This window comes from Pseudomonas oryzihabitans (assembly GCF_024652905.1).
Lineage (GTDB): Bacteria > Pseudomonadota > Gammaproteobacteria > Pseudomonadales > Pseudomonadaceae > Chryseomonas > Chryseomonas benzopyrenica.
In genome coordinates this window covers 2,777,950-2,795,325 of sequence record NZ_CP102428.1, presented here as the reverse complement: position 1 = coordinate 2,795,325, position 17,376 = coordinate 2,777,950, and the positions used below count along the sequence as shown (strand labels likewise).

The 17,376-nt window shown below is 66.7% G+C and carries 15 protein-coding genes; 12 read left to right on the top strand and 3 right to left on the bottom strand.

Annotation, left to right across the window (positions count from 1 at the left end; genetic code table 11):
* Positions 1–167: 167 nt before the first annotated feature.
* Genes NRG74_RS12950 through NRG74_RS12930 form a run of 5 tightly spaced genes read left to right on the top strand, consistent with a single transcriptional unit; the run spans position 168 to position 5,986 of the window.
* Positions 168–1,910: a carbamoyltransferase family protein gene (locus NRG74_RS12950; protein ID WP_257704289.1), complete on the top strand. Its 1,743-nt coding sequence runs from the start codon at positions 168–170 to the stop codon at positions 1,908–1,910.
* The gene (locus NRG74_RS12945; protein WP_257704287.1) at positions 1,907–3,040 is read left to right on the top strand and encodes a glycosyltransferase; all 1,134 of its coding nucleotides are present in this window, start codon (positions 1,907–1,909) and stop codon (positions 3,038–3,040) included. The genes NRG74_RS12950 and NRG74_RS12945 overlap by 4 nt, the downstream gene beginning before the upstream one ends.
* On the top strand, positions 3,037–3,996 hold the full coding sequence (locus NRG74_RS12940) for a glycosyltransferase (protein WP_064307361.1): 960 nt from the start codon (positions 3,037–3,039) through the stop codon (positions 3,994–3,996). Before NRG74_RS12945 ends, NRG74_RS12940 begins: the two co-directional genes overlap by 4 nt.
* A 50-nt stretch (positions 3,997–4,046) precedes the next feature.
* Entirely contained in the window at positions 4,047–4,808 is a 762-nt protein-coding gene (locus tag NRG74_RS12935) for a glycosyltransferase family 2 protein (protein ID WP_257704283.1), read from the top strand.
* A gap of 5 nt (positions 4,809–4,813) precedes the next feature.
* A complete protein-coding gene (locus NRG74_RS12930) occupies positions 4,814–5,986 on the top strand; it encodes an O-antigen ligase family protein (RefSeq protein WP_257704281.1) in 1,173 nt (390 codons plus the stop codon).
* Between the two features lies 1 nt (position 5,987).
* On the opposite strand, the gene NRG74_RS12925 is transcribed toward NRG74_RS12930, so the two are convergent.
* Entirely contained in the window at positions 5,988–6,629 is a 642-nt protein-coding gene (locus tag NRG74_RS12925) for a lipopolysaccharide kinase InaA family protein (protein ID WP_184292276.1), read from the bottom strand.
* A 117-nt stretch (positions 6,630–6,746) separates the two neighbouring features.
* On the opposite strand from NRG74_RS12925, the gene NRG74_RS12920 reads away from it, so the two are divergent.
* Together NRG74_RS12920 and NRG74_RS12915 are read left to right on the top strand one after the other, a co-directional pair.
* Positions 6,747–7,796: a hypothetical protein gene (locus NRG74_RS12920; RefSeq protein ID WP_257704278.1), complete on the top strand. Its 1,050-nt coding sequence runs from the start codon at positions 6,747–6,749 to the stop codon at positions 7,794–7,796.
* Positions 7,797–7,818: 22 nt separating this feature from the next.
* Complete coding sequence (locus NRG74_RS12915) at positions 7,819–8,658, top strand: hypothetical protein (protein ID WP_231357067.1); 840 nt, start codon at positions 7,819–7,821, stop codon at positions 8,656–8,658.
* Here the strand turns inward: NRG74_RS12915 and NRG74_RS12910 are convergent.
* On the bottom strand, positions 8,633–9,229 hold the full coding sequence (locus NRG74_RS12910; RefSeq protein ID WP_257704274.1) for a serine acetyltransferase: 597 nt from the start codon (positions 9,227–9,229) through the stop codon (positions 8,633–8,635). The two genes, NRG74_RS12915 and NRG74_RS12910, sit on opposite strands and share 26 nt — an antisense overlap.
* Before the next feature lie 104 nt (positions 9,230–9,333).
* Here NRG74_RS12910 and msbA point away from each other — a divergent pair, with 104 nt between their 5' ends.
* From msbA to NRG74_RS12885, 5 genes are all read left to right on the top strand, one after another.
* Positions 9,334–11,148, top strand: coding sequence for a lipid A export permease/ATP-binding protein MsbA (gene msbA / locus NRG74_RS12905; RefSeq protein ID WP_064307356.1), 1,815 nt, complete (start codon positions 9,334–9,336; stop codon positions 11,146–11,148).
* Positions 11,138–12,034 (top strand): antimicrobial resistance protein Mig-14, encoded by an 897-nt coding sequence (locus NRG74_RS12900; RefSeq protein ID WP_257704269.1) that lies wholly within the window; start codon positions 11,138–11,140, stop codon positions 12,032–12,034. The genes msbA and NRG74_RS12900 overlap by 11 nt, the downstream gene beginning before the upstream one ends.
* 1 nt (position 12,035) lies before the next feature.
* Positions 12,036–13,451: a PIG-L deacetylase family protein gene (locus NRG74_RS12895; RefSeq protein WP_257704267.1), complete on the top strand. Its 1,416-nt coding sequence runs from the start codon at positions 12,036–12,038 to the stop codon at positions 13,449–13,451.
* Between the two features lie 90 nt (positions 13,452–13,541).
* A complete protein-coding gene (gene hldE / locus NRG74_RS12890; protein ID WP_257704265.1) occupies positions 13,542–14,969 on the top strand; it encodes a bifunctional D-glycero-beta-D-manno-heptose-7-phosphate kinase/D-glycero-beta-D-manno-heptose 1-phosphate adenylyltransferase HldE in 1,428 nt (475 codons plus the stop codon).
* Positions 14,970–15,018: 49 nt separating this feature from the next.
* The gene (locus NRG74_RS12885) at positions 15,019–16,509 is read left to right on the top strand and encodes a DUF853 domain-containing protein (protein ID WP_257704263.1); all 1,491 of its coding nucleotides are present in this window, start codon (positions 15,019–15,021) and stop codon (positions 16,507–16,509) included.
* A 58-nt stretch (positions 16,510–16,567) separates the two neighbouring features.
* Here the strand turns inward: NRG74_RS12885 and NRG74_RS12880 are convergent, their stop codons facing one another.
* Complete coding sequence (locus NRG74_RS12880) at positions 16,568–17,341, bottom strand: OmpA family protein (protein WP_017640124.1); 774 nt, start codon at positions 17,339–17,341, stop codon at positions 16,568–16,570.
* Between the last annotated feature and the right edge of the window lie 35 nt (positions 17,342–17,376).

Below are 17,376 nucleotides of genomic sequence, written 5' to 3'. Positions count from 1 at the left end.
ACCGGGGCTGAATCGCCGTGCGCTAGGCCCCGCTCCGGCGTGCGGCCATTACCCGTGGCCTGCCTGAACGGCTATAATTCGCCGTTTTTGAGGCGAGGCGGGCCTGCAGCGGCCTCGCGAAACCCCGGCGAACTCCCCTGGCTTCGCCCTGTACAGAGGCTTTACCTGTGTCCCTGACCGTCCTTGGCCTGTCCGGCGCCCTCAGCCACGATCCCTCCGCCGCGCTCTATATCGACGGCAAGCTGATCGCCGCGGTGGAAGAAGAACGCTTCGTGCGCGACAAGCATGCCAAGAATCGCATGCCCTACGAGTCGGCCAAGTTCTGCCTGGAGCAGGCCGGGATCACCCCCGCCGATGTCGACGTGGTGGCCATCCCCTATGCGCCCATCAGTCTCTTCGGCGAAGCCCGCTGGCACTACGCCAAGCGCTACGCCTACGCCCCGGATCGCGCCCTGGACGCCATCCTGTTCGGCAATCGCCGCTACCACCGCTACCAGAAGCGCATCGAGTGGTGCCTGGTACAGCTCGGCTTCGATCTGAAGAGGGTCAAGCTCGAAGCCGTCGAGCACCACCTGGCCCACGCCTCCAGTGCCTATCACTGCTCGGGTTTCAGCGAGAAGACCGCGATCCTCGGCATCGATGGCAAGGGCGAGTACGCCACCACCTTCTTCGGCTACGGCGAGAACGGCAAGATCCACAAGATCAAGGAGTTCTACGACCCGGATTCCCTGGGTGGCCTCTATGGCGCCCTCACCGAATTCCTCGGCTTCGAGATGCTCGATGGCGAATTCAAGGTCATGGGCATGGCGCCCTATGGCGATGCCAGCAAGTACGATTTCTCGCGCCTGGCGAAATTCGAGAACGGCGAGCTGATCATCAACACCGACTACGCCAACGTCATCGGCTTCCGTCGCTACAAGGAAAAGGGCAAGGGCTACTACTTCTCGCCCAAGCTGATCGAGTGGCTGGGACCCAAGCGGGAAGGCGACATCGCCGACGATCCCTACATCCACTACGCCGCCAGCATGCAGGCACTGTTCGAACGCCTGGCGCTGGAGATGATGGACTACTACCTGGGCGACATTATCCGCCAGACCGGCAAGCTCGCCTTTGCCGGCGGCTGCGCGCTCAACGTCAAGCTCAACCAGAAGATCATCGCTCGACCCGAGGTCAAGGAACTGTTCGTCCAGCCCGCCTCGGGCGATGCCGGTACCGCCGTTGGCGCCGCCGCCTATGTCTCCCACGCCCGTGGCGTGCCGGTGGAGAAGATGGAACACGTCTATCTCGGCCCCGGCTACAGCAACGAAGACGTCATCGCCGCCTGCGCCCGCCATCCCAACGCGCCCAAGTGGGAGCGAATCGACAACATGCCCCAGCGCATCGCCGAGATCATGGTGGCCGGCAATCCGGTGGCCTGGTTCCAGGGTCGCCTGGAATTCGGTCCGCGCGCCCTGGGCGGTCGCTCCATCATCGGCTGCCCCAGCGTGCCGGGCGTGGCCGACCGCATCAACGCCCAGATCAAGTTCCGCGAGCGCTGGCGGCCGTTCTGCCCGTCCATGCTCGATACCGTGGCGCCGCAGATGCTCAAGGTCGATCATCCTTCGCCCTTCATGACCTTTACCTTCGAGGTCAACGAGGAGTGGAAGAACCGGGTGCCCGAGGTGGTCCACGAGGACGGTACCTCCCGCGCCCAGGTGCTGGAGCGTCGGCACAATCCGCGCTGGTACGACCTCATGGTCGAGCTGGAAAAGCTCACCGGCAACGGCGTCTCCCTCAACACCTCGCTCAACCGCCGCGGCGAACCCATGGTCTGCTCGCCCACCGATGCCCTGAACATGTTCTTCGGCTCGGATCTGCAGTACCTGATCATGGAAGACATCCTGGTGGTCAAGGAGGGGGCAGGCCTATGACGCGTTCCGCCGAACCGCGGGTGCTGCAGTTCTGTCACGGCTACGACGGTCCCTTCCTCGACTGCGCCCGCCAGACCGCCAGCCTCTTCGCGGGCAGCGGCTATCGCGTCACCACGGTCTTTCTCACCGGCACCGCCGATGCCGAGGTAGCGGCCGGCTGCGGCAGCGACGAGGTGCTGTTCCTGGAGTATTCCTCGCGCGACGTGCGCGGCCTCAAGCTCGGCGCCATCCAGGCGCTGCGCGAGATCGTCCGCTCGCGGGGCATCCGCTTCGTCATCGCCCATAGATTCAAGCCGATCTGGATCGCCTGCCTGGCCACCAATCTGCCGGTGATCGGCGTGCACCACGCCTTCGGCGACTACGACCGAGTCGGTCGGCGGCTGTTCGCCAAGCTGATGAGCAGGCGCCTGACGCTCCTGGCAGTCTCCGATGCGGTGCGCGACGAGATCCGCCAGCGCCTCAAGGACTGGCCGGCCGAGCGTATCGAGACCCTCTACAACCGCCTGGATGTCGAGGCGGTGGAGCGCGAGCTGCTGCCGGCCGATCAGGCCCGCGCCGAGCTCAAGCTGCCCCAGGAGGCCTGGATCGTCGGCAACGTCGGCCGCCTGCATCCGGACAAGGACCAGGCCACTCTGTTGCGCGGCTTCGCCGCCGCCTTGCCGAATCTACCGGCCAATGCCCTGCTGGCGATTCTCGGCAAGGGCCGCCTGGAAGACGACCTCAAGGACCTGGCCCGCGAACTGGCCATCGCCGACCGGGTACTGTTCCTCGGCCAGGTGGAAGGCGCCCGGCGCTACTTCAAGGCCTTCGACGTCTTTGCCCTGAGTTCCGATCACGAGCCCTTCGGCATGGTCCTGCTGGAAGCCATGGCCGCCGGCGTGCCGCTGATCGCCACCTCCTGCGGCGGCGCCCGGGAGATCGTCGAAGGCGTCGGCTTCCTCTTTCCCCTGGGCGATGCCGAAGCCCTCGGCCAGGGGCTGCAGCACCTGGGTCGGCTGGCACCGAGCCAGCGACGCGCCTGCGTGCAGCACATGCGCGAGCGCCTGGCCGAACGCTTCTCCGACGCGGCCGTGCGCCGTGACTTCTGGCGCCTGCCGATGGTCGCCGCCTTCAAGGCCCCGGCGCCGTGAAAGTCCTGTTCCTGGTCCAGAAGGAGCAACGCATCCTGCTGGACCACTTCTATGCCAGCATCGCCGCCCACTGCGATTGCGACCTGCGCTGGCTGAGCGACGAGGAACAGGCCGATCTGCGCGCCTATTTCCGCCGCGCCGTGCCCCAGCCCGAGCAATACGACCGCATCCTGCTGTTCCTGAGATTCAAGAAGCAGCTCAGGCAGGTCTCGTTCATCCGCAGCCTGCCCAATCTGGTGGAGCTGGAACACGACGCCTACCAGAATTTCATCCCCTGCAAGTACACCGGCAAGTTCAGTCGCTACTACCAGGCCATGCCCCACGTCCGGGTGCTGGTCTCCGGCGCCGGCGTGGCGCGGCGGCTGCAGGAGGAGGGGGTGGACGCCCACTTCGTGCCCAAGGGCTATGACGACAGCCGCCTGCGCGACCTGGGTGTCGAGCGCGACATCGAACTGGGCTTCGTCGGCAGCCTCGGCAGCGTGGCCTACAGCGGGCGCAAGCAATTGCTGGAAGACCTGGCCAAGGTCGAGCCGCTGCTGATCACCAAGACCCGCTCGGGCGACGAATACCTGCATACCCTCAACCGCATCCGCTACTTCGTCGGCGCCGATGTCGGCATGGGCGAATACATGATCAAGAACTTCGAGGCCATGGCCTGCGGCTGCGTGCTCTTCACCTTCGATCAGGGTGAAGAGGAGAACCGCGCCCTGGGTTTTGCGGATGGCGTCAACGTGGTGCTCTATCGCTCGCTGGACGAGTTGCGCGAGAAACTCGCCCGGCTGCGCGGGGACCCGGCGCACGCCGCGGCCATCGCCAGGGCTGGAGAGGCCCTGGCGCGTCACTCTTTCGCTTTCGGCCACTTGGGTGAGCGCATCGTTTCGGCTATAACCCCAGCGCTGCGACCGGCAGTCGCTCCGGGGTTCCTGCACCGCCTGCTCGGCAGGCTGGGACGCTGATGCGCTGCCCGAGGTCCGGCTTTCGACTCAACTGGCAGAAAGGGTAGAACGTGCAGTTTTCCGCCGACAGCGACATCTCCGTGGTCGTCACCAGTTGCGGGCGCTTCGACCTGCTGCGGCAGACGCTGGCGACCTTCGACGAATTCAACACCGCGCCCATCCGCCGCGTCTTCATCACCGAGGACTCCGGTGACGAGGCGGTACGGGACTGCATCCCCGCCCATTGGCGCGAACACACCGAGTTCATCGTCAACAATCCCAAGCTTGGCCAGATGCGCAGTGTCGACGCCGCCTATGCCCGGGTCGAGACCAGCTGGATCTTCCACTGCGAGGATGACTGGGCCTTCTATCGCCCCGGCTTCATCGAGGATTCCCAGGCGCTGCTGGAGGCCGATCCCCAGGCGCTGCAGGTCTGGCTGCGCAGCCATGCCCATGACCTGGCGATCCACAGCCCCTACGTCTATCTCAAGCCGCGGCAGGTGCATGCCGGCATCGCCTTCCATGAAGTCGGCTCGCACAAGCCCGAATGGCAGGGCTTTTCCTTCAATCCCGGTCTGCGCCGGCGCGCCGACTACCTGCTGCACGCCCCCTATGGCGACTTGAGCGGCGAGAAGGAGCTGTCCCGACGCTATGCCGACGCCCAGCGCCATGCGCTGATCCTGGAAAACGATGCCGTGCTGCACACCGGCTTCGGCCAGCACGTGATCAGCGGCAAGGACCGCAACGACAAGCAGAAGCGTCGGCGGATGGAACGCATCAAACTGGCACTGGCCTTCCTGGTCGGTGCACTCCTGGGAGCCCTGTTGTGGTGACACCCTTGCTCGATCGCCTGCAGCAGAGCCGCTATTTCACCCTGGCGGTGTTGGTGTTCATGGCCGCCTACCTGTGCATCCCCACGGCCAAGCTGATCAACAGCTACTACTATGCGGCGATCGCCCTGCCGGCGCTGATCCTCTTCGTCCTGCGGCCGCGCTTGATCGACTGGCGCTCGCCGCTGCTGCTGCTCTGGCTGGTGTTTCTCGCCTGGTTCATCGTGCCGGGAGTGCGGGCCGAAGAGGGACAGTTCTTCAAGCATATTCTCTATGTGCTGCTGTTCGTGCTGACCGTGGCCTGCCTGGTGGATGGCGATTTCTTCCGCCGCCCCGGCTTCGTGCGCCTGGCGTTCTGGGTCGTCTGCGCCTATGCCGTGGGCTCCAGCCTGGTGTTCTGGCTCACCGGCCACTATGCGGTCGGCCAGCGGGTCATCCATTTGCCGGGACGCATCTCCAATCCCATCTATGTGAGCATCTGGATGGTCTGCCTGGGCGGCCTGGCCGCGCCCACCTGGATCCGCGAGCGGCGCTGGATCGAGTTGCTGGCGGCGGTGGTGGTCAGCATCGTCGGCATCTCCTTCGCCCTGCAGACCCGTACCGGCCTGGTGGGCATCGGCTTCCTGGCCGCCCTCGGCGTGCTCTTCGCCTTTCCGCGCTTTCCGCTGCGCACCCTGGCGCTGGTGGTCCTGGTCAGTGCCCTGATCGCCGGAGTGGTGCAGGTGGTGCATACCGAAGCCTGGTTCGTCGCCTTCTGGGGCCGGGCGGATTCCGGACGCATCGAGCTGTTCCACTTCATGATCAAGGACTGGGAGTCCTGCGGCTGGTGGCTGGGCTGCGGCCTGGGCTATCAGAGCCATGACCTGCTGCACGGCACCGAGGCCATCCAGCACCCGCACAACATCTTCGTGTCCTTCGGCATCTATACCGGCCTGGTGTCGCTGCTGATCTTCGGCGTGCTGATGCTGGCCAGCCTGGGCGCGGCTCTGCGCCAGCGAGATCCCTGGGGTCTCTATCTGGCCGTGGCGCTGCTGATGCTCAATTTCGACGGCGCCAAGCTGATCGGCAATCCGGACGAGTTGTGGCCGCTGGTGCTGTTGCCCGCGGCGATGATCGTCGGCGCCGAGGTGCAGCGCCGGCGCAAGCTGGCGCTGGGACAGGCGGTGCCGGTCCAGTCCTGATCTAGTCCTGCAGCTGCCGGTCGAGTTCGCGCCAGTCCAGGGGCTGGCGGCAGGCTTCGGCATAGGCCCTGAGGAAGGGTTCGCGACCGGGTTCGAACAGCCAGTCGCGGTCTTCGCCGTAGCGCAGCAGGTGATGGAAGTTGCGCACCCGCAGGCGCAGCGGCAGACGCCGCGCATGACAGCGCAGATCGGCGATGTCGATCAGGCCCAGTTCGCCTTCTGGCGTCAGCACCACGTTGCCCAGGTGCAGCGAGCGGAAGTAGACGCCACTGTCGTGCAATTCGGCGATGAAGCGACCCAGGGCGGGGCGCAGCGCCGCGGCCTCGCTCGAGGTCCGTAGCTGGCGCAGGGTGGCGCCCGGCAGCGGGCTGTAGTGCACCAGATCGCGCTGCAGCGAGGCGGCGCGATAGACCTCCAGCACCCGCGGACAGGGAATGCCGCGCTCGGCCAGTTGGCGGGCGTTGTCGGCGAAGCGCTGGGCATAGGGAAACAGAGCGGCCGAGGTCAGCAGCCGTTTGCGGCGGAACAGCTTGAGGTAGCTGCCATCGGTGAGGCGCAGGACCTTGTCGCCGTGGTGGTCGGCTTCCACTACCTGGGCGGCGTCGCGCAGTTCGAGATAGCGCGAATGTTCGAGAGGCTTCATGCAGGACCCGTCAACGTCAGGGCGAGCATGTTACCCGAAGGTGGCAGGCTGTGAAGTGACCCTTACGCCCTATCCTGCCGCTTGTTGTTAGAATCGACTTTTTGCCGGCACTCTTACATGCGCCCAACACGTCAACTCCTGTACTTCGTCTATGGCGGTGCTCAGGCCTATCGGCAGGAGCTGAAGTTCAGCCTGCTGAGCGTGCTGCATTGGCGGCAGCAGCAGGACATCGCCATCCGTATCCTGACCGACCGGCCACAGGACTATCGCGGCTGGCCGGTGGAAGTGCTGGCCATCGAGGGGGCGACACTCAAGGCCTGGCAGGGGCAGCACGGCTATCTGCACCGCAGCAAGGCCTGCGCCATCGCCTGGGCGCTGCCGCGGGCCGGCAAGACCCTGTTTCTGGACAGCGACACCGTGGTCCAGGCGCCCCTGGCTCCCCTGTTCGACGGAATCAATGACCAGCGCGGAGTCATGGATGTCGAGGAGTGGCCGTGGCGCAAGGCCCGCAGCCGCCCGGAGTTCGCCCGTTTCGCCGCTGCCCTGGCCGCGCGCGGACAAGAGCCAGCGGAGGACACCCGACTCTACAACAGCGGGGTCTGCGGTCTGGCCCGGACGCATCTGCCGCGAGTCGAGCGGGCCATTGCCCTGATCGATGACTGGCATGGCCACGACGAGGAGGTCCACACCCTGGAGCAGATCGCCCTGTCGTTCAGCCTGGCGGATTTGGCCATCAGCGAGGCCCGGGGATCCATTCGCCACTACTATGCGGAAAAGCGCTTTCTGCACTTCATGCTGGCGCACTTCTTCGAACGCTATGGCGAAGACTATTCCCCAACGCTGCAGAGCAGCTGGCAAGAGGTGCCCTTGACCAAGCCGCTGCCCGATGTCTGGACGCGGCTGCGGGTGAAGTGGCAATTGGCCGGACTGGACAAACAGCGCGCGAGCCTGGGACGCAAGCTGCTCTATGGCTGCCTGGCGACCCAGGACAGCTACGCCCGCGCCTGTCGCCACGTCTGGTGGGAGCGGGCCCTGAGCGAACGTCTGGGCGGCGGCGACCGCCAGGCCTTCGCCGAAGGCATCTGGCCTAACGACCTACCGCGTCCGCACCTGGCCGACGAAGCCAGCGCGGCCCTCGACTACCTGCGCAAGCGAGTGCGCGGCTAGGCCGCCCTCTTCAGGAAACCCCATGCGAACGCTCTTTCTCGTCGTCCTCTATGGCTTGCGCCCCGGGGAGTCGGCCACCCTCGACAGTCTGCTGGCCCAGCCCCCGGCCAGCCTGCCGGCCGACAGTGCCCTGCTGGTCTGGAACAACGGTCCTCGGCCTTTGGAAGACGCCGAGCGGCAGCGCCTGCTGGCCGCGCCGGGCTGGGCGGAGGTGCTCATCCGGGAGGACGTCGGCAATCCACCCCTGAGTCGGGTCTACAATCTGGCGTTGCGGCAGGGCGCGGAGCGCCTGGTGATCTTCGACCAGGACACCGTGGTGGACGGGCGCTATCTGCAGGCGCTCGGCCAGGAGGCCGAGTTGCTGGTCCCCCTGGTGCTGGGGGCCGGCGCCATCCGCTATCCCCACCAGTACAAGGCGGTGGTGACCACCGAAGGACCTCTGGATCCCCAGGCCACCGTGACCATCAGTTCGGGCCTGTGCCTGACGCAGGGCCTGGCCGCGCGTATCGCGGCCCGCCACGGCGATGTCTTCGACGAGCGCTTCGCCCTCTATGGCGTCGATGTCTCCTTTTTCCTGCGCGTCCAGGCGCTGGCCCGGGAAGAGTCAGTCGAGCTGCTCTGCGCGGGCATCCTCGACCATTCGCTGTCCGAACTGGAAGCGGAAACCCCGGCCCAGCGGCGCTTTCGCGACATCGAGAAATTCTATGTCGCCCTGCTGCTGCGTCTGCACTACAAGGGCGCTTCCCGCGGCAAGGTGCTGCGCTACCTGGGGCGGCAGCTGCTAGGCAATCGTCTCTATCTGTATGGCGTGCTGCCGCGGATGCTGCGGACCATCCTCAGCGGGCGGCATCCCCGGGCGTAGCGCCCGGCAGCGGCCAGATCACCGCCTCGTGGCGGCTGTAGTAGAGGCTGTCGGCGGGGATGTCGCGCATCACCAGGGCGCCGGCCCCGACCACCACGTTGTCGCCGATGGTCAGGTGGTCGCCGACGATGCAGACGTGGGCGCCGAGGCTGACGTTGTCGCCGATGAAGATACCGACGAGTTGCGCCGGATCGTCGCTCTTGATGCCGATGGTGGTGTGCTGACGGATCATCACGTTACGCCCGATCACCGCCAGATTCGACACGCAGATGCCCATGCGATGAGGCAGGCGCAGCCCGGGCCCGATACGGGCGCCCAGCAGGATCTCGATGTTGTGCCGGCGGATCAGCCGGCGATTGATCCGCTCGGCCAGCTTGCGATAGTTGAGCAGGCCACGCGGGCGGCAGTAGAGGAATTGCGCCAGGCGATACCAGAACAGAAAGCTCGGACTCTCTCCCGCAGTGACGCGCCGGAGCAGACGCTTGAGTCGCAAGGGCTTGCCGGGTGCGTCCAGCACCTCCAGGCGCCAGTAATCCTTGAGTTCGGCGAAGGTGGCGATCAGCGGCGGCATGCTAGGTGTTCCGTGGCGGGGGAGGGCCAGCCTAGCGGAAAATCCCCTGGCTGGGTCAGCGGCGGGTGCGTGTTAACATGGCGCTTTTGCGTCACGACGAGACCATGAGCCAAGACTCCCCTGCGCAGACCTCCAGTCTGAAGATCTATTTCCGCCTGCTCGGCTACGTGCGGCCCTACATCGGCATGTTCGCCCTGAGTATCGTCGGCTTTCTGATCTTCGCCTCCACCCAGCCGATGCTGGCGGGCATCCTCAAGTACTTCGTCGATGGCCTGAACAACCCCAACGCCTCCATGTTCCCGGGCTGGCCCATCGTCGGTGGTCTGCACCTGGTGCAGGCGGTGCCGCTGATGATCATCCTCATCGCCGCCTGGCAGGGCGTCGGTTCCTTTCTCGGCAACTACTTCCTGGCGCGGGTCTCCCTCGGCCTGGTGCACGACCTGCGCGTGGCGCTGTTCAACCACATGCTGCGCCTGCCCAATCGCTATTTCGACGCCAACAATTCGGGCCACCTGATCTCGCGTATCACCTTCAACGTCACCATGGTGACCGGCGCCGCCACCGAGGCGATCAAGGTGGTGATCCGCGAGGGCATGACCGTGATCTTCCTGTTCGCCTCGCTGCTGTGGATGAACTGGAAGCTGACCCTGGTGATGGTGGCCATCCTGCCGCTGATCGCCCTGATGGTGACCAGCGCCAGTCGCAAGTTCCGCAAGCAGAGCAGCAAGATCCAGTCGGCCATGGGCGACGTCACCCACATCACCTCCGAGGCCATCCAGGGCTATCGGGTGGTGCGCAGCTTTGGCGGCGAAACCTACGAGCAGCAGCGCTTCCTCGATTCCAGCACCGCCAACACCGACAAGCAGCTGACCATGACCAAGACCGGCGCGGTCTATACGCCCATGCTGCAGCTGGTCATCTATTCGGCCATGGCGGTGCTGATGTTCCTGGTGCTCTGGCTGCGCGGCGAAGCCTCCGCCGGCGACCTGGTGGCCTACATCACCATGGCCGGCCTCTTGCCCAAGCCGATCCGCCAGCTTTCCGAAGTCAGCTCCACCATCCAGCGCGGCGTGGCCGGTGCGGAAAGCATCTTCGAACAACTCGACGAGCCCGCCGAGCGCGACGACGGCCGTGAAGAACGCGAGCGCGTCCAGGGTCGGCTGGAGGTACGCAACCTGACCTTCCGTTACCCGGGCACCGACAAGCCCGTACTGGAAGGCATCGACTTCGTCGCCGAGCCCGGCCAGATGGTGGCCCTGGTGGGTCGCTCGGGCAGCGGCAAGTCGACCCTGGCCAATCTCATTCCGCGCTTCTACCAGCACGAAGAGGGCGAGATCCTCCTCGACGGCTTGGAGATCCAGGACTATCGCTTGCACAACCTGCGCCGGCACATCGCCCTGGTGACCCAACACGTCACCCTGTTCAACGACAGCGTCACCAACAACATCGCCTATGGCGATCTGGCCGGGGCGCCCATGGAGCAGGTCAAGGCGGCGGCCGAAGCGGCCTATGCCGACGAATTCATCCAGCGCCTGCCGCAGCAGTACGACACCCAGGTCGGCGAGAACGGCGTGCTGCTCTCCGGCGGTCAACGCCAGCGCCTGGCCATCGCCCGGGCGCTGCTTAAGAACGCGCCGCTGCTGATCCTCGACGAAGCCACCTCGGCGCTGGACACCGAATCCGAGCGCCATATCCAGGCGGCACTGGACCGGGTCATGCAGGGGCGCACCACCCTGGTGATTGCCCATCGCCTCTCCACCATCGAGAAGGCCGACCTGATCCTGGTGATGGACCATGGCCGCATCGTCGAGCGTGGCAGCCATGGCGAGCTGCTGGCGCTGAACGGCTACTATGCGCGCCTGCACGCCAAGCAATTCGAGGAAGTCGCTCCCGTGGCGCCCACGTCCCATGCTGAATAGCTTCCGTTTCTGGCGCGAACGCGGCTGGACGACGATCTCCGCGGCCGACTATGCCGCCACCTGGCAGCGCCATGGCGGCAGCGTCGCGACTCACCCCGAGATCGTCGCGCGTCTGGCCGAACTGGCCGGCATTCCGGTGCGCTACCTGGGCTGGCCCGGCGCGGACGGTCTGCAGGCCGCGGTACCCTGCTGGGGGCGTGAACTGGCGCTCTCGCGCAGCGTGCTGAAGAAGCGCCGCCAGCGCGCCCTGTTCGACCTGGGCAATGCCGAGATCATCCTGCCGGCCGCGGCCGGTACCGCCGCACCCCTGCGCCAGCGCGCCCGCTATCTGTCGCCCCTGTGCGACGAGCGTTTCGCCGGTCTGCGCCGGCAGAGCGAGGAACTGGCCATGCTCCGCGAGCCGGAAGCCTGGTCGAAGAAGTTCCGCTACAACCAGCGTCGCGAGCAGCGGCTCTTCGAAGATGCTGGCGGTCGTGCTGTACCCATGGCCGAGCTGGACAGCACCGAGCAGGCACGGATCTATGCCGAGCTGTTCGAGGCGCGCTGGGGCTTCGAGGTCCCGGGTAAGGAGCGCCTGGCCGAGGTGTTCGCCTTGCTGCGGGAGTTCATGACCGGTTCGCTACTGATGCTCGGCGAGCGCCCGGTGGCCATCCAGGTGCTCTATCGGGTGGAGGCGCCCGAATGGATCAGCGTCGAATACGTCAATGGCGGTGTCGATCCCGCTGCCAGCGACCTGAGTCCCGGCAGCGTCCTCACCTATCTGAACACCCAGGCCGCCTGGCAGGATGCCCGCGCCCTCGGCAAGGCCTTGCGCTATTCCTTCGGCCGCGCCGATCGCGACTACAAGGACCGCTGGTGCCATCGCGTCACCGTCTTCGAGAGCTGAGATGACCGCCCGCAAACAAGCCCTGCTCAAACGTCACCGCCGGCACAAGCGGTTGGCCCTGGCGGTCATCGCCGTCGTGCTGCTCGGCTGCCTGGCGCTGGGGCCCTGGTGGAGCGCGCCGCTGCTGGCGCTGCTGGTCTGGCTCGGCCACGAGGCCTGGTTCGCCGACCATCTCTTCTATTCGCCGCGTGACAACTACAGCTACCAGTTCCCCACCGACACCCTGGTGCTGGGCCTGCATCTGCAGCACGGTCGCCTGGCCGCGGTGGAATTACCGCCGGGCGAGCTGACGCTGTTCCTGGAATGCCGCCTGCGTGCCGGCTGGCTCGGCCGACTGTTGGATCCCCAGGTGCGGCTGCGGGCGGGCGACGATAGCGATCGCCAGGACTTCGAGCGCGGCGTCGCCGGGCGGCGCTATGTCAATCTCAGCGGCTATGCCGAGGCCCTGCGCCGTGGCGAGCTGCACCTCTGGACACGCTTCTGTCGGCTGCAGGGCGAGTTGCGCCTGCACGTCTTCGCCCAGCCGGATTTCCGGGAAAAAAGGGTCATGGTCATCGCGCCCCATGCCGACGATGCCGAGCTGGCCGCCTTCGGGCTCTACAGCCAGGCACGGGAAGCCAGCATCGTCACCCTGACTCAGGGCGAGATCGAGGCCGAGCACTACCAGCGCCTGGGCCTCGACCGCCAGGCCGCGGCCCGGCTCAAGGGCCGACTGCGTACCTGGGACAGTCTGGTCACGCCGCTGTGGGGCGGGGTACCGCCGGCGCGTTGCGTGCAGCTGGGCTACTACTGCCTGCAGCTGCCGGCCATGCGCCAGGCGCCGGCGGAGGCCTTCGGCTCACGCGAGTCCGGCGACAGCGATGTGCGCAGTGCCCGCCGCCACAATCTCTTGCAGCTGCCCGGCGATGTCGACGGCGCCCCCACCTGGCGTAATCTGGTCGCCGACCTGGTGGCGCTGCTGGAGCACTTTCGCCCCGAGGTGGTGTTGTTGCCGCATCCGCAGATCGATCCCCATGCCGATCACGTGGCCAGCGCCCAGGCCCTGCGCGAGGCCCTGACCCTCAGTCAGTGGCAGCCCGAGCTCGAGTTGCTCTACGCCAACCACCTGCACGACAACGACCGCTGGCCCATGGGCCCGGCCGAGGGCGGCATCGCCCTGCCGCCGGCCATCGAAACGCCCACGCCCCTGGTACCCTGGAGTCCGTTGCTGACGCCCGAGCGGCGGCTGGACAAGGCCATGGCCCTGGGTATGCAGCACGACCTGCTGGTGCCGCTGCCGGCGAAGAAACGCCTGCGCCGCGCCATCCAGTGGCTGCTGGCCGGACGCCGCTGGCCGCGCACCGGCGAAGACGAGTTCTTCCGCAAGGCCGTGCGCCGTCACGAGCTGTTCTGGATAAGCCGCCGCGACGAGCCCTGACCCCGGCGTCTCCCGCCGGCAGGCGCTTCCGGGGCGCCTTGGCCCCTATGCTATGATCGCCGCCATTTTCGCGCTTTGGAGCCTGTCCCTATGAAGCTGACCATGCCTCGCTTCGATCTCGCGCCGGTCCTGGTGGTCGGCGACGTGATGCTCGACCGCTACTGGCACGGCACCACCTCGCGGATTTCCCCCGAGGCGCCGGTGCCCGTGGTGCGCGTCGACCAGCACGAGGATCGTCCCGGTGGCGCGGCCAACGTCGCCCTCAATATCGCCGCCCTGGGCGCACCGGCCTATCTGGTCGGCGTCACCGGCCAGGACGAAGCCGCCGATGCCCTCACCGACAGCCTGAGAGCCGCCCATGTGCAGGTGCGCTTTCAGCGCATCGCCCAGCAGCCGACCATCGTCAAGCTGCGCATCATGAGTCGCCATCAGCAGCTGATCCGCGTCGACTTCGAAGAGCCCTTCGACACCGATGCCCAGGCGCTGGCCTCGGACACCGCCGCCATGCTGGCCGGGGTCAAGGTGCTGGTGCTGTCCGACTACGGCAAGGGCGCGCTGAAGAACCACCAGGCCCTCATCCAGTTGGCCAAGGCGCGCAACATCCCGGTGCTGGCCGATCCCAAGGGCAAGGACTTCTCCATCTATCGCGGCGCCAGCCTGATCACGCCGAATCTCTCCGAATTCGAAGCCATCGTCGGCGTCTGCGCCGACGATGCCGAACTGGTGGCCAAGGGCAGCGAGTTGATGGCGCGCCTGGACCTGGGCGCCCTGCTGGTGACCCGCGGCGAGCACGGCATGACCCTGCTGCGTCCCGGCCAGGCGGCCCTGCACCTGCCGGCTAGGGCCCGCGAGGTGTTCGATGTCACTGGCGCGGGCGACACCGTGATCTCCACCCTGGCCGCCGCCCTGGCCGCTGGCGAGGACCTGCCCCAGGCCGTGGGCCTGGCCAATCTGGCCGCCGGCATCGTGGTCGGCAAGCTGGGCACCGCCGCCATCAGTGCCCCCGAGCTGCGGCGCGCGGTGCAGCGCTCGGAAGGCTCGGAGCGCGGCGTCCTGACCCTGGAACAGCTGCAACTGGCCATCGAGGACGCCCGCGCCCATGGCGAGAAGATCGTCTTCACCAACGGCTGCTTCGACATCCTCCACGCTGGCCATGTGACCTATCTGGAGCAGGCGCGGGCCCAGGGCGATCGGCTGATCGTGGCGGTCAACGACGATGCCTCGGTGACCCGCCTCAAGGGCCCGGGGCGACCGATCAACAGCGTCGACCGGCGCATGGCGGTGCTGGCCGGACTCGGCGCGGTGGACTGGGTCATTCCCTTCAGCGAGAACACCCCGGAGCGCCTGCTGGAACAGGTGCGCCCGGATGTGCTGGTCAAGGGCGGCGACTACAAGAGCGTGGAAGAGGTGGTCGGCGCCCAGATCGTGCAGGCCTATGGTGGCGAGGTACGCATCCTCGGCCTGGTGGAAAATAGCTCCACCACCGCCATCGTCGAGCGCATTCGCAACCGTACCTGAGCGCGGACGCTCGGGTTAAGCTGGCGTAGAACCGCTACGGAGCTGCGCCATGTCCTCGACGCCCCTGCTGATCCTGGGTACCGCCGTTTCAGCTGACCAGAACGCTGGCCACCCCCTTGGCCACCCCCTCAAGCTGGCCAACCGCCACGGCCTGATCGCCGGCGCCACGGGCACCGGCAAGACCGTGACCCTGCAGCGTCTCGCCGAGGCCTTCAGCGACGCTGGCGTCGCCGTCTTCGCCACCGACATCAAGGGCGATCTCTGCGGCCTTGGCGCGGCCGGCGCGCCCCAGGGCAAGCTGGCCGAGCGTATCGCCACCCAGGGCCTGCCGCATCTGTCCCGCGCCTATCCGGTCACCCTCTGGGACGTCGACGGCCAGCGCGGTCATCCGCTGCGCACCACCCTGAGCGAGATGGGGCCGCTGCTGCTGGGCAGTCTGCTGGAGCTGACCGACAGCCAGCAGGCCGCCTTGCACGCTGCCTTCACCGTGGCCGATCGCGAAGGCCTGCTGCTGCTCGACCTCAAGGACCTCAAGGCGGTTCTCAATCACCTGCGCGAACAGCCCGAGATCCTTGGCGAAGACCGTGCCCTGTTCACCGGCGCCTCGGCCCAGGCGCTGCTGCGCCGGCTGGCGACCCTAGAGCAGCAGGGCGCCGAGGCCTTCTTCGGCGAGCCGGCGTTGCAGCTGGAAGAGGTGCTGCGCCCCGAGCCCGATGGCCGTGGCCGCATCCACCTGCTCGACGCCAGCCGCCTGGTGCACGAGGCGCCCAAGGTCTATGCCACCTTTCTGATCTGGCTGCTGGCCGAGTTGTTCGAGCAACTGCCCGAGCGCGGCGATGCCGATAAGCCGGTGCTGGCGCTGTTCTTCGACGAGGCCCATCTGCTGTTTGGCGACACCCCCAAGGCCCTGCGCGAGCGTCTGGAACAGGTGGTACGGCTGATCCGTTCCAAGGGCGTCGGCGTCTATTTCGTCACCCAGTCGCCCAGCGACCTGCCGGATGCCGTTCTCGCCCAGCTGGGCTTGCGCATCCAGCATGGCCTACGCGCCTTCACGGCGCGGGAGCAGAAGGCCTTGCGCGCGGTGGCCGACGGCTTCCGACCCAATCCGGCGTTCGACAGCCTGGAGGTGCTGACCGAACTGGGCATCGGCGAGGCCCTGGTAGGCAGCCTGGAAGACAAGGGGACGCCGGCGATGGTCCAGCGCGTGGCCATCGCCCCGCCGCAATCCCGGGTCGGTCCCTTGAGCGAAGCCGAGCGTCAGACGCTGATCCGCCAGTCGCCCCAGGCGGGTCGCTATGACAGGGCCGTGGATCGCGAATCGGCCTACGAGATCCTGCGGGAGCGTCAGGCCGAGCGGGTACCGGCGGAGGCGCCGGCAGCGGCACAGACCAAGGCCGAGCAGGGCGGTGCCCTTAGCGATCTGGTGGGCGAACTCGCGGGAAATGCGCTCAGGAGCGCGGCGCGCCAGGCGGCCAATCAGCTTGGGCGGCAGTTGGTGCGTGGGCTGCTCGGCTCCTTGCTGGGCGGCAAGCGCCGCTAGCCGATTAGCAGGCAAAAAAAGACCCCGCCTGGCGGGGTCTTTTGCTTTCACGCCGCCATTACATGCGCGGGGCGACGGGATTGGCGTCGTTGGAGATGGTCACTTCCACGCGACGGTTCAGGGCGCGATCGGAGGCATTGCTGTTGCTGGCCACCGGGAAGGCCTTGCCATAGCCACGGGTCTGGATGCGGCTCGGCTCGACACCGGCACTGACCAGGGCGGTCTGGATGGCCTGGGCGCGACGCTCGGACAGCTGCTGGTTGTAGGAGTCGCTGCCGACGCTGTCGGTGTAACCCTCGACGATCACCTTGCGCTCGGGATTCTGCTTCAGGTAATCGGCCAGCTTCTGGGCATTGGCGTAGCCCTGGGGCTTGAGTTCGGCCTTGTTGAAGTCGAACAGCACGTTGCCAAAGGTCACCACGGTGCCACGCTCGGTCTGCTTGGCCTGCAGGGCGTCCTGCAGTTGCTTGAGCTGGGCGGTACGGGCGTCCAGGCGGGCCTGGGTGCGCTCGGCGTCGACGTTCTGCATCTGGGCTTCGGTCATGCGCAGCTTGATGGTCTGCATGGCCGTCTGGATGCGCTGGTTGGTCAGGTAGGCCAGCTGGTCGACGGTCTTCTCGTTTTCACCGTCCTTGTAGGCCTTTTCGGCCTTCTGCAGCCAGGCACCGGCATCCTTGGTCTCCAGGGCGGCCAGCTGGGCAGCCTGGGGCTGGGACTCCAGTGCGGAATAGTCGGATTTGGCCTGTTCCAGGTTGGGGTTGGGCGGCGTGGAGCAGGCGGCCAGGGCCAGGCTGAGCAGCGACACGGCAGGGATCAGAATGTGTTTACGCATGATGGTCGTCCTTTGAGTTCGTGAAGGGAGGAAAG

Coding starts and splice junctions, on each gene's coding strand:
- NRG74_RS12945 (WP_257704287.1), top strand. CDS start 1,907: ATGACGCGTTCCGCCGAACCGCGGGTGCTGCAGTTCTGTCACGGCTAC.
- NRG74_RS12925 (WP_184292276.1), bottom strand. CDS start 6,629: ATGAAGCCTCTCGAACATTCGCGCTATCTCGAACTGCGCGACGCCGCC.
- NRG74_RS12920 (WP_257704278.1), top strand. CDS start 6,747: ATGCGCCCAACACGTCAACTCCTGTACTTCGTCTATGGCGGTGCTCAG.
- NRG74_RS12915 (WP_231357067.1), top strand. CDS start 7,819: ATGCGAACGCTCTTTCTCGTCGTCCTCTATGGCTTGCGCCCCGGGGAG.
- NRG74_RS12910 (WP_257704274.1), bottom strand. CDS start 9,229: ATGCCGCCGCTGATCGCCACCTTCGCCGAACTCAAGGATTACTGGCGC.
- msbA (WP_064307356.1), top strand. CDS start 9,334: ATGAGCCAAGACTCCCCTGCGCAGACCTCCAGTCTGAAGATCTATTTC.
- NRG74_RS12900 (WP_257704269.1), top strand. CDS start 11,138: ATGCTGAATAGCTTCCGTTTCTGGCGCGAACGCGGCTGGACGACGATC.
- NRG74_RS12895 (WP_257704267.1), top strand. CDS start 12,036: ATGACCGCCCGCAAACAAGCCCTGCTCAAACGTCACCGCCGGCACAAG.
- hldE (WP_257704265.1), top strand. CDS start 13,542: ATGAAGCTGACCATGCCTCGCTTCGATCTCGCGCCGGTCCTGGTGGTC.
- NRG74_RS12885 (WP_257704263.1), top strand. CDS start 15,019: ATGTCCTCGACGCCCCTGCTGATCCTGGGTACCGCCGTTTCAGCTGAC.
- NRG74_RS12880 (WP_017640124.1), bottom strand. CDS start 17,341: ATGCGTAAACACATTCTGATCCCTGCCGTGTCGCTGCTCAGCCTGGCC.